Here is a 10,365-nt window from a genome sequence, read left to right on the forward strand (position 1 = left end):
AAAAGGAGCAGCATGCTCCTTTTTTGTTGTTTGTCGCTTGAACCTATGGCTACGCCAACTGGGCTTCAATGGCTTGTTGAAGCTTCACACGGTCGTGTCGCCAATCTCGGTTTGCCGATGCAAGATCTGTGGTCACACAATTCCATTGCACTTCTAGTTCCGGGTGAGGTTCATTGCCTAACACGATGTCTATTTTCCTTGCCTTACAGGTACGTTCACACCACTCCAATTGCTCTTGAAGCGTCATTTTCCCTGCGGGACCGTGCTCTGGTGAAAGGTTTTCAACGAAGATAACTTTTGCCTTGGTGTTCTCAGAGATTGCTTTGCCAATCTCTGGAAGGAGAAGAGGGGGCATCACACTGGTTAAAAAGCTTCCAGGGCCAAGGACAATGCAGTCTGCTTGCTCAACGGCAGCAACGGCTTCTTTGGTTGCTGGCACTTCTGGAGACAAGTCCATCATGCGCAGCTTTTCCGTCATGTCATCAACGTTGGTTTCGCCGGTAACCCAGCGGCCGTCCATTGATAGAGCCGTGAGGTCTGAAGGATGCTCAGTCATCGGCACGATATTGACATCGACCTTGAGCATATTTCGAATCAGGTTAATTGCTTCCAATGGGCGAACGGAAAGGTTGTCTAACGCCGTCAGCATTAGGTTACCCAAGTTATGACCGTCTAGCTCACCTTGACCACGAAAGCGGTATTCGAACATCATCGAACTGATTGAAGGCTCTGTGATTAATTGGTTGATACAGTTGCGTGTATCTCCCCATGCGATGCCACCTTGGCAATCTCTAATACGTCCGGTGGAACCGCCGTTATCTGTCGTTGCAACAATGCCAGTTGCGTTGTTACCAAAGTCTTTTAATGCAGCTAACATGCGACCTAAGCCATGGCCACCGCCGATTGCTACGACTTTCTTTGAAGAGTAAATATTCATTTATTGTTCTTGTTAGGTTATTACCAACTATAATTTAGGTTAAATGCTTCTCGCTATATACTCAACAAGAGTTATTTTGAGCGTTTGATACGTTTTTTTTGCCGATGTGACCCGTTTTTTACCATCAGAGCTAGATTCACGTACAAATATTAAGTATTTTATTACTCAGCTACTGCGCGTGTGAATATAACGCTCAGTTGCCATAACTCCGAGCTCTCGCATGCTAAGTCGCACAGTGGTATTTGCTGTACCGATACGCATCAAGAGCCAGTGACATGTTGTCACAAGGGCTTAATTGGAAATGATTATGCCTCCCGTGTTTGGAAAGGTGTTCCGTGGCGCAACAATTCGAAGATAGATTCCATCGCAAGTTTTATTACTTGCGCTTGTCGGTTACAGACGTCTGTAACTTTAAATGTACTTACTGCTTGCCAGATGGTTACAAACCGTCAGGGCAAAAAAACTCGTCTTTTTTAAGTGTTCCCGAGATCAAACGCGTTGTTAAAGCGTTTGCAGATTGTGGTACCTCAAAGATCCGCATTACAGGCGGAGAGCCGAGTCTGCGTAAAGACTTTCCTGAAATCATACATACCGTTGCTTCTACTCCAGGCATCGAAAAAGTAGCCACCACAACGAATGGCTACCGCATGGAGAAACAAGTAGGGCAATGGCGTGATGCTGGTTTAACCCATATAAACGTGAGCGTGGATAGTTTAGATTCGCGCATGTTCCATCAGATCACTGGTGAGAATAAGTTTACTGAGGTTATGCGAGGCATTGATAAAGCGTTTGAGGTTGGCTTTGAACAAGTCAAAGTCAACGTCGTATTAATGAAAGACCTCAATAGTCAGGAATTACCAGCCTTCCTTAATTGGATCAAAGACAAACCTATTCAATTACGTTTTATCGAGCTGATGAAAACCGGCGAGATGGACGAGTTGTTCGATAAACATCATGTGTCTGGCGTTGCGATTCGCAACCAGCTTATTGCTAATGGTTGGCTGTTAAAAGTCAAAGCCGTTAACGATGGCCCGGCGCAAGTGTTTGTCCACCCAGACTACAAGGGTGAAATCGGTTTGATCATGCCTTACGAGAAAGACTTTTGTGAGAGTTGTAACCGACTGCGCGTTTCTGCGACCGGTAAACTTCACTTATGTCTGTTTGGCGACCATGGTGTTGAACTGAGAGATCTGATTCAAGAAGATCAACAAGAGCAAGAACTCATTGATCGAATTCAGGCTCAGCTTCAAACCAAGTCCGTTAGCCACTTCTTACACGATGGCAACAGCGGCATGACTCCAAACTTGGCGTCAATCGGCGGTTAACCCGCTACACACTCTAAAGCATTTTATCGCTCAGCTTCTTCAGGCTGGGCGAATCAGTCTAATGAAAAATTTATATAGGTGAACAAATGGGTCACGCAGAAAGCAAATTCCAAGCAGCAAACATCGCAGTACTAACGGTTTCAGATACTCGTACAGAAGAAAACGACACTTCAGGCGGTTACCTAGCAGAGCATGCTAAAGAAGCGGGTCACAACGTGGTTGATAAGCAAATCGTTATTGATGACATGTACAAGATCCGTGCGATCGTATCTAAATGGATCGCTGATGAAAGCGTACAAGCTATCATGATCACGGGTGGTACTGGTTTCACTTCTCGTGACAGCACGCCTGAAGCGCTTAAGCCACTGTTCGACAAAGAAGTAGAAGGCTTTGGTGAGCTATTCCGTCAAGTATCTTACGAAGAGATCGGTACTTCGACAATTCAATCTCGTGCGATTGCGGGTTTTGCTAACCACACGGTTATCTTTGCGATGCCAGGTTCTACAGGCGCTTGCCGCACCGGTTGGACTAAGATCATCAAGCAACAGATGGATGCTAGCCACCGTCCTTGTAACTTCATGCCACACCTTTCTGTATAAGGCGGTTTGAGTATGAGCCAATTTACACACATTAACGCGTCTGGCGAAGCAAACATGGTCGATGTATCGGCTAAAGCGGAAACAGTACGTGAAGCGAGAGCGGAAGCCTTCGTTCAAATGTCTGCTGAAACGCTAGAGCTGATTGTTTCTGGTAGCCACCATAAAGGTGATGTTTTCGCAACGGCACGTATCGCAGGTATTCAAGCGGCTAAGAAGACGTGGGATCTGATTCCACTGTGTCACCCTCTGCTATTAACTAAAGTAGAAGTGCAGCTTGAAGCTATCGAGTCTGAAAACAAGGTTCGCATCGAATCTGTTTGTAAACTTGCTGGTAAGACAGGCGTAGAAATGGAAGCGCTAACGGCTGCTTCTGTTGCTGCGTTAACGATTTACGATATGTGTAAAGCTGTTCAGAAAGACATTGTTATCGAGAATGTACGCCTGTTAGAGAAGACGGGTGGTAAATCTGGTCACTTCAAGGTGGAATCATGATTACAGTACTTTTCTTTGCTCAAACTCGTGAACTTGTTGGTGTGGACAGCGTTGAAGTTGATGCACAGTTCAAAACGATTGAAGCGATTCGCAGCCACCTTGTAGAACAAGAAGGCAAATGGGATATCGCTTTGGAAGAGGGCAAGCTTCTGGCTGCGCTTAACCAATCTATCGTGCCTTTGACGACTGAAGTGAAAGACGGTGATGAAGTTGCTTTCTTCCCACCAGTGACTGGAGGCTAAGCATGGATCCAAGAGTATTAGTGACAGCTGAGGATTTCTATGTAGGCGACGAATACGACTACTTGGCTCAAGGTACAGCTGCCGGAGCGATTGTGACGTTCGTTGGTAAAGTGCGCGACATGAACCTTGGCGACAATGTGATTGGTTTGTCTCTGGAGCACTATCCGGGTATGACAGAAAAATCACTGAGCGAGATCTGTGACCAAGCTGAGGCTCGCTGGCCTATTCAGAAGATGCGTGTTATCCACCGTGTAGGTGACTTAGATATCGGCGACCAGATTGTTTACGTTGGTGTATCCAGTGCACACCGTGGTGCTGCATTTGAAGCCTGTGAATTCGTTATGGACTTCCTGAAAACCAAGGCTCCCTTTTGGAAAAAGGAACGCACGACCGAAACGACGCGTTGGGTTGATTCTCGTGATTCAGACACGAAAGCAGCGGAACGCTGGGAGAAGTAATTTCTCTTAAAGTGATGTTGCTTCAGCATTTACTCATTTGTATATGAGACAGTCAAAAACCGACCACTTAGGTCGGTTTTTTTGTACCTGCTATAAATCTATTTATAGACAATCATTGATTTGACAAATGATAATTCATTGTGGTTGCATATAAATTCAGCGCGTAATTTTGTCTTAATTGGTGCATTGGATAACCCGGTTTGGTGCAGAGCATTATGCTGTCTTGTATAAAGTGATTATCCTCACAAATAGTGTAGACGGTTTAGGTGATATGTGATGTGCAATTAGATTTCATGTGGCATTAATGTTAATTTGCGCTCAGTGTTCTAGCATAAGATGCTAAAAAAAAGTATCAACACAGATACATCAACACTAAAGGCTGTTTTTTAATTAATCCCTCTACGCAAGTCACTACTGATTTGGGGTTTTTTAGATATTTACACTGATACCTTAAGTATTTTGGAGAATTATCCGATTTTTTGCGACTTGTTTGTGGCAAATTACTTCAATGGTTGATAGTGTGTGCCTCAATCTTTGTAAGGTTTTAGATTTTTATGCTTAAATTTTGAGCTAAATAAATCTAAATCACTGCCGTTCAGTGAACCAAGCAAAGAAGTCATGGATGCAATACATAAAACTTGGAGTTTATTAAATGTACAAGAATAAAATCACTCAGGCCCTTCTTCTAGGTGCTGGTTTGGCAGTGGCTGCCTCTTCTACTCTTTCTATCGCTGCTGAAGTTCCAGCAGGCACAGAACTGGCAAAAGTTCAGGAACTTGTTCGCGGTAACGGTACTGAAGTTGCAACTATCGACCCACACAAATCTCAAGGTGTACCAGAATCTCACGTAATTCGTGATCTTCTAGAAGGTCTAGTGAACCAAGACGGCGACGGCAACACTATCCCTGGTGTTGCGGAAAGCTGGGAAACGACAGACAACAAAACATTCACTTTCCACCTACGCAAAGACGCAAAATGGTCTAACGGCGATCCTGTAACAGCTCAAGATTTTGTATACAGCTGGCAACGTGCAGTTGATCCTGCAACGGCTTCTCCATACGCTTGGTACATGGAATACACCAAGATGGCGAATGCGAAAGATATCGTAGCGGGTAAGAAAGACAAGAGTGAACTAGGCGTTAAAGCAGTGGATGCAAACACTCTAGTTGTTGAATTAGAAACAGCGGTACCATACTTCGTAATGATGATGGGCCACACAACAATGAAGCCAGTACACCAGGCAACTGTTGAAAAATACGGTGACCAGTGGACTAAGCCAGAGCACTTTGTTGGCAACGGTGCATTCTCTGTTGATAAATGGGTTGTTAACGAGCGTCTAGTACTCAAGCGTAACGAACAGTACTGGGACAACGATAAAACAGTTCTTAACAAAGTAACGTTCCTACCAATCGAAAACCAAGTAGCGGAAATGAACCGTTTCCTATCTGGTGAAATCGATTTCACAAACGAACTTCCAACTGAGCACTTCAAGCGTCTTCAAAAAGAGTACGCAGAAGATGTATCTGTAGCGGGTAACCTATGTACTTACTACTACATCTTCAATACGAAGAAAGCACCATTTGATGATGTTCGTGTTCGTCAAGCAATCTCTTACGCGATCGACCGTGATATCGTAACAGGTGCTATCCTAGCGCAAGGTCAAAAACCTGCTTACTTCCTAACGCCTGAAATCACTGCTGGCTTCAACCCTGAGCTACCTGCTTACGGTAAGATGTCTCAAAAAGAGCGTAACGCAGAAGCAGAGCGTCTTCTTGCAGAGGCGGGCTACGGTAAAGACAACCCACTTAAATTCAACCTACTTTACAACACTTCAGAGAACCACAAGAAGATTGCTGTAGCACTAGGTTCAATGTGGAAGAAAACACTAGGTCTTTCAGTAACACTTGAAAACCAAGAGTGGAAAACATACCTATCTTCTAAAGACTCTGGTGACTTCGAAGTTGCACGTGCCGGTTGGTGTGGTGACTACAACGAAGCGTCTTCTTTCCTAACACTAATGAAGAGTAACAACACTACTGGTGGTGTTCACTACGATAGCGCGGCTTACGATCAAATCATCGACAAAGCACTTAACTCTACTTCAGAAGAAGAGCGCGAAGCACTTTACCTAGAAGCTGAGAAGTTGATGGCTAACGATATGCCAATCGCTCCTATCTACCAATACGTGAAATCTCGTCTACTTAACCCGCATGTCGGTGGCTTCCCAATCAACAACGCGGAAGACAAGATCTTCTCGAAAGACCTATACATCAAAGCTCAATAATCAGCTTCGATTCAAAAGTTAATATAAATATAACGATACAGGCACTACATGCGCAGGGCGCGCATGTAGCGTCTTTCTAATTTTAATTGTCACAGACTGAAAGAGTGAGTTTATGCTTAAATTCATTATGAAACGGATATTTGAAGCGATTCCAACCATGTTGGTGTTGATCACTATATCTTTCTTTCTTATGCGTTTCGCACCGGGTAACCCGTTTTCAAGCGAGCGTCCATTACCGCCAGAAGTTATGGCTAACATCGAAGCTAAATACGGCTTGGATAAACCAGTATTTGAACAATACACTACGTATTTGACAAATATCTTACAAGGTGACTTCGGTCCCTCTTTTAAATACCAAGATTACACAGTAAATGAGCTGATCGCGGTTGCACTTCCAGTATCTGCGAAGGTAGGTTTCGTTGCCTTTATCTTCACACTATTGATGGGGGTCACCGTCGGGACGATTGCCGCCTTGAAGCACAATACCTGGGTCGACTACACCATAATGTCGACCGCCATGCTCGGGGTGGTGATGCCATCCTTCGTGTTGGCACCGGCGCTTATTTACCTTTTCTCCCTGCACTGGAACATATTCCCAGCAGGTGGTTGGCATGGCGGTACATTTATGTACATCGTGCTGCCTGTTATCGCGATGTCTCTTCTTTACGTAGCAACCTTTGCTCGTATTACTCGCGGTAGCATGATTGAAACGCTAAACAGTAACTTTATCCGAACTGCGCGTGCAAAAGGTCTAAGCTACCGTTATATCATTCTAAAACATGCACTTAAGCCAGCAATGCTACCTGTTGTTTCTTACATGGGACCTGCGTTCGTAGGTATCATCACAGGTTCAGTTGTTGTTGAAACCATCTTCGGCCTACCAGGTATCGGTAAGCTGTTTGTTAACGCCGCGTTTAACCGTGACTACTCGCTAGTAATGGGTGTAACCATCTTGATTGGTTTCCTATTCATCTTGTTCAACGCAATCGTTGATATTTTGCTAGCGCTTATTGACCCGAAAATTCGCTACTAACAGGGACGCATGGTTATGTTGAAGAAAAAAGAAAATTTAGAAGCGATCGAAAAGTTCTCTGAGAGCTTAGAGATTGAAGGTCGTAGTTTGTGGCAGGACGCGCGCATTCGTTTCATGCGAAACAAAGCTGCGATGGTGAGTCTGTTCATTCTTACGCTTATGGTACTGGCAGTTATCTTCTTACCAATGCTGGCTCAGTACACTTATGATGATACTGACTGGTACGCAATGCACGTTGGTCCGAATGCGGATCACTGGTTTGGTACAGATAGCTTAGGTCGTGATTTGTACGTTCGTACTCTTGTCGGTGGCCGCATCTCATTGATGGTTGGTGTGATGGGTGCCTTCGTAGCGGTACTGATTGGTACGCTTTACGGTGCAGCTTCAGGCTTCATCGGCGGTCGTACTGACCGAGTGATGATGCGTATCCTAGAGATCTTGTACGCGGTACCATTTATGTTCCTAGTAATCGTCCTGGTAACGTTCTTTGGTCGTAACATCATCCTAATCTTCGTTGCTATTGGTGCGATTGCTTGGCTAGATATGGCGCGTATTGTACGTGGTCAAACGCTGAGCTTGCGTAGTAAAGAGTTCATTGAAGCCGCACACGTATGTGGTGTAAGCAAATGGAAGATCATTACACGTCACATCGTACCGAACGTACTGGGTATCGTAGCGGTTTATTCTACGCTGCTTATTCCAAGCATGATCCTTACAGAATCATTCTTATCTTTCCTTGGTCTTGGTGTTCAAGAGCCTATGACAAGCTGGGGCGCATTGCTTCAAGAAGGCTCGCAAACAATGGAAGTTGCAATCTGGCAATTAACATTCCCTGCGGCATTCATGGTAGTTACGCTGTTCTGCTTTAACTACGTAGGTGATGGTCTGCGCGACGCGCTTGATCCAAAAGACAGATAACGAAATAGCAATTAAAAGCTATAAAAGATTAAGGAAGCAATAATGAGCTTATTAGATGTCAAAGATCTGCGCGTCGAATTTACCACGCAAGATGGTATCGTAACCGCAGTAAACGACTTGAACTTCTCACTTAACCAAGGCGAAACGCTGGGTATTGTTGGTGAGTCGGGTTCAGGTAAATCACAAACGGTATTTGCACTGATGGGGCTGCTGGCTAAAAACGGCATCATCTCAGGCAGTGCAAAGTTTGAAGGCAATGAAATCCTCAACCTGCCTGAAAAAGCGCTGAACAAGGTTCGTGCTGAACAGATCGCAATGATCTTCCAAGATCCAATGACGTCACTGAACCCTTACATGAAAGTAAGTGATCAGTTGATGGAAGTACTTATGCTGCACAAAGGCATGGGTAAAGCAGAGGCGTTTGAAGAATCAGTACGCATGCTTGAAGCGGTTAAAATCCCTGAAGCACGTAAGCGTATCACCATGTACCCACACGAATTTTCTGGCGGTATGCGTCAGCGTGTGATGATCGCAATGGCACTGCTGTGTCGTCCTAAATTACTTATCGCTGATGAACCAACAACGGCACTGGATGTAACCATTCAAGCGCAAATCATGGAATTGCTGAACGAACTTAAAGATGAGTTCAATACGGCAATCATCATGATCACCCATGACTTGGGTGTTGTTGCTGGCTCATGTGACAAAGTACTTGTGATGTACGCGGGTCGTACAATGGAGTACGGCACGGTTGATGAAATCTTCTACGAGCCAAGCCACCCATACGCGGAAGGCCTGCTTAAAGCGATTCCTCGTTTGGATACCGAAGGTGAAATTCTACCGACGATTCCAGGTAACCCACCTAACTTACTTCGCCTACCAACAGGTTGTCCTTACCAAGACCGTTGTCACCGTGTAATGGACCGTTGTAAGCAAGAAGCACCGATTTTGCAGCCATTTGCTAAAGACCGTCAGCGTGCTTGTTTTTCAGACTGGGAGACTTGGACAAAATGAGTAAAGAATTACTATTAGATATTAAAGACCTGAAAGTTCACTTTAGCATTGCAGCTAAGTCTGCTTGGCCTTGGGCAAAACCATCAAACCTTAAAGCGGTTGATGGGGTTGATGTTCACCTTTACGAAGGCGAAACACTAGGCGTAGTGGGTGAGTCTGGTTGTGGTAAATCAACTTTTGCCCGTGCGATTATCGGCTTGGTTGAAGCGACTGAAGGTCAAGTGATGTGGTTAGGTCAAGACCTAACTAAGATGCAGGAAGTGAAGCGTCGTGAGACTCGTAAAGAGATTCAGATGATCTTCCAAGACCCGCTAGCGTCGCTTAACCCACGTATGTCAGTAGGCGATATCATTGCTGAGCCTCTAGAGACTTTCTTCCCTGAACTTTCTAAACAAGAAGTGAAGGACAGAGTTAAAGAGATGATGGCAAAGGTTGGTCTACTACCAAACGTAATCAACCGTTACCCACATGAATTCTCTGGTGGTCAGTGTCAGCGTATTGGTATTGCACGTGCGCTTATCTTGAAGCCTAAGATGATCATCTGTGATGAACCGGTTTCTGCACTCGATGTATCTATCCAAGCTCAAGTAGTTAACCTTCTGAAAGAGCTACAGAAAGAACTTGGTTTGTCTTTGGTATTCATCGCGCACGATTTGTCAGTGGTTAAACACATTTCTGACCGTGTCTTGGTGATGTACCTAGGTAACGCGGTAGAGCTTGGTGAATCAGATGCCTTATTCTCTGACCCTAAGCACCCGTACACCAAAGCGTTGATGTCTGCCGTTCCGATTCCAGACCCTCGTCTAGAGCGCAACAAAACGATTCAGATGTTGGAAGGTGATTTACCATCGCCAATCAATCCTCCATCAGGTTGTGTGTTCCGTACACGTTGCCCACAAGCAACAGAGGCGTGTGCGCAAACTAAGCCAACTATCCAAGGCGATGACGTACACGCAGTATCTTGCTTGCACGTGCAAGTCTAGAGCCTATTTAAACCGGTTCAGCCTGTGACAGGCTTAAGCGCAACTTGTTTATGAGTTGCGCTTTTTTTGGTGCGCCGAGC

Annotated in this window: 11 protein-coding genes and 1 riboswitch; of the genes, 10 read left to right on the top strand and 1 reads right to left on the bottom strand. The window is 45.0% G+C overall.

Going from position 1 to position 10,365, the window contains the following annotated elements; all coding sequences use genetic code 11:
• Window positions 1-49: 49 nt before the first annotated feature.
• Window positions 50-937, bottom strand: coding sequence for a YvcK family protein (locus tag AB4209_RS19405; protein WP_017062178.1), 888 nt, complete (start codon window positions 935-937; stop codon window positions 50-52).
• A gap of 194 nt (window positions 938-1,131) precedes the next feature.
• Window positions 1,132-1,284, top strand: a riboswitch (molybdenum cofactor riboswitch).
• Between AB4209_RS19405 and moaA the strand changes: the two genes are divergently transcribed.
• The 10 genes from moaA to oppF all read left to right on the top strand — a co-directional run bounded on the left by moaA (window position 1,273) and on the right by oppF (window position 10,285).
• On the top strand, window positions 1,273-2,262 hold the full coding sequence (moaA, locus tag AB4209_RS19410; RefSeq protein WP_009848642.1) for a GTP 3',8-cyclase MoaA: 990 nt from the start codon (window positions 1,273-1,275) through the stop codon (window positions 2,260-2,262). It overlaps the preceding riboswitch by 12 nt.
• An 86-nt stretch (window positions 2,263-2,348) precedes the next feature.
• A complete protein-coding gene (moaB, locus tag AB4209_RS19415; RefSeq protein ID WP_004734027.1) occupies window positions 2,349-2,861 on the top strand; it encodes a molybdenum cofactor biosynthesis protein B in 513 nt (170 codons plus the stop codon).
• Window positions 2,862-2,873: 12 nt separating this feature from the next.
• Window positions 2,874-3,353 carry a cyclic pyranopterin monophosphate synthase MoaC gene (moaC, locus tag AB4209_RS19420; protein ID WP_004734026.1) on the top strand — a complete coding sequence of 160 codons (480 nt, stop codon included), beginning with the start codon at window positions 2,874-2,876 and terminating at the stop codon, window positions 3,351-3,353.
• Window positions 3,350-3,595 carry a molybdopterin synthase sulfur carrier subunit gene (gene moaD, locus AB4209_RS19425; RefSeq protein ID WP_055319720.1) on the top strand — a complete coding sequence of 82 codons (246 nt, stop codon included), beginning with the start codon at window positions 3,350-3,352 and terminating at the stop codon, window positions 3,593-3,595. Before moaC ends, moaD begins: the two co-directional genes overlap by 4 nt.
• Before the next feature lie 2 nt (window positions 3,596-3,597).
• Window positions 3,598-4,053, top strand: coding sequence for a molybdopterin synthase catalytic subunit MoaE (moaE, locus tag AB4209_RS19430; protein ID WP_102321131.1), 456 nt, complete (start codon window positions 3,598-3,600; stop codon window positions 4,051-4,053).
• A gap of 652 nt (window positions 4,054-4,705) precedes the next feature.
• A complete protein-coding gene (locus tag AB4209_RS19435) occupies window positions 4,706-6,337 on the top strand; it encodes an ABC transporter substrate-binding protein (protein WP_017063466.1) in 1,632 nt (543 codons plus the stop codon).
• A gap of 112 nt (window positions 6,338-6,449) precedes the next feature.
• On the top strand, window positions 6,450-7,370 hold the full coding sequence (oppB, locus tag AB4209_RS19440) for an oligopeptide ABC transporter permease OppB (RefSeq protein WP_017062174.1): 921 nt from the start codon (window positions 6,450-6,452) through the stop codon (window positions 7,368-7,370).
• A 15-nt stretch (window positions 7,371-7,385) separates the two neighbouring features.
• Window positions 7,386-8,288: an oligopeptide ABC transporter permease OppC gene (gene oppC / locus AB4209_RS19445; protein WP_065676819.1), complete on the top strand. Its 903-nt coding sequence runs from the start codon at window positions 7,386-7,388 to the stop codon at window positions 8,286-8,288.
• Between the two features lie 42 nt (window positions 8,289-8,330).
• Complete coding sequence (locus AB4209_RS19450) at window positions 8,331-9,302, top strand: ABC transporter ATP-binding protein (RefSeq protein WP_012603544.1); 972 nt, start codon at window positions 8,331-8,333, stop codon at window positions 9,300-9,302.
• Entirely contained in the window at window positions 9,299-10,285 is a 987-nt protein-coding gene (oppF, locus tag AB4209_RS19455; RefSeq protein ID WP_009848634.1) for a murein tripeptide/oligopeptide ABC transporter ATP binding protein OppF, read from the top strand. The genes AB4209_RS19450 and oppF overlap by 4 nt, the downstream gene beginning before the upstream one ends.
• The last annotated feature ends 80 nt before the right edge of the window (window positions 10,286-10,365 follow it).

The sequence above is a fragment of the Vibrio sp. 10N.286.48.C11 genome, from assembly GCF_041469805.1.
Lineage (GTDB): Bacteria > Pseudomonadota > Gammaproteobacteria > Enterobacterales > Vibrionaceae > Vibrio > Vibrio crassostreae_C.

Excerpts from the sequence above, each read along its gene's own strand:
- oppF (WP_009848634.1), top strand. The coding sequence starts at position 9,299 with ATGAGTAAAGAATTACTATTAGATATTAAAGACCTGAAAGTTCACTTT.
- oppB (WP_017062174.1), top strand. The coding sequence starts at position 6,450 with ATGCTTAAATTCATTATGAAACGGATATTTGAAGCGATTCCAACCATG.
- AB4209_RS19405 (WP_017062178.1), bottom strand. The coding sequence starts at position 937 with ATGAATATTTACTCTTCAAAGAAAGTCGTAGCAATCGGCGGTGGCCAT.
- AB4209_RS19450 (WP_012603544.1), top strand. The coding sequence starts at position 8,331 with ATGAGCTTATTAGATGTCAAAGATCTGCGCGTCGAATTTACCACGCAA.
- AB4209_RS19435 (WP_017063466.1), top strand. The coding sequence starts at position 4,706 with ATGTACAAGAATAAAATCACTCAGGCCCTTCTTCTAGGTGCTGGTTTG.
- moaB (WP_004734027.1), top strand. The coding sequence starts at position 2,349 with ATGGGTCACGCAGAAAGCAAATTCCAAGCAGCAAACATCGCAGTACTA.
- moaD (WP_055319720.1), top strand. The coding sequence starts at position 3,350 with ATGATTACAGTACTTTTCTTTGCTCAAACTCGTGAACTTGTTGGTGTG.
- oppC (WP_065676819.1), top strand. The coding sequence starts at position 7,386 with ATGTTGAAGAAAAAAGAAAATTTAGAAGCGATCGAAAAGTTCTCTGAG.
- moaE (WP_102321131.1), top strand. The coding sequence starts at position 3,598 with ATGGATCCAAGAGTATTAGTGACAGCTGAGGATTTCTATGTAGGCGAC.
- moaC (WP_004734026.1), top strand. The coding sequence starts at position 2,874 with ATGAGCCAATTTACACACATTAACGCGTCTGGCGAAGCAAACATGGTC.